The sequence below is a fragment of the Pseudomonas sp. DF11 genome, from assembly GCF_058148565.1.
Genome location: NZ_JBYVYN010000031.1, coordinates 1 through 340 on the forward strand (window position 1 = coordinate 1; position 340 = coordinate 340).

The 340-nt window shown below is 60.0% G+C and carries 1 protein-coding gene; it reads left to right on the forward strand.

The window, feature by feature from the left end:
• On the forward strand, positions 1-340 hold a 340-nt coding region (locus AC30D9_RS29405), incomplete at both ends, for an immunoglobulin-like domain-containing protein (protein WP_490145378.1).

Here is a 340-nt window from a genome sequence, read left to right on the forward strand (position 1 = left end):
GACGTTGACCAACGCGGCTCAAACGCCAGTGACCGTGACCTTGAGCAACGGCGCGGTCATCACCATCGCTGCCGGCCAAACCACCGGCACTGTTGCGGTCGACACTCCGGCCAACGACGTCTACAACAACGGCAGTACTGTCAGCACCACCATTACCGGTGCGACCGGCGGCAACTTTGAGAATTTGGTACCGAGCACTGCGCCTGCGGTCACCACGATTACTGATTCGGTCGATGCAACCGGCCTGACTTTGACCGCTAGCAACACCATCACCGAAGGCGGTCAGATCACTTACACCGCCACCCTGACTAACGCGGCTCAAACGCCAGTGACCGTGACC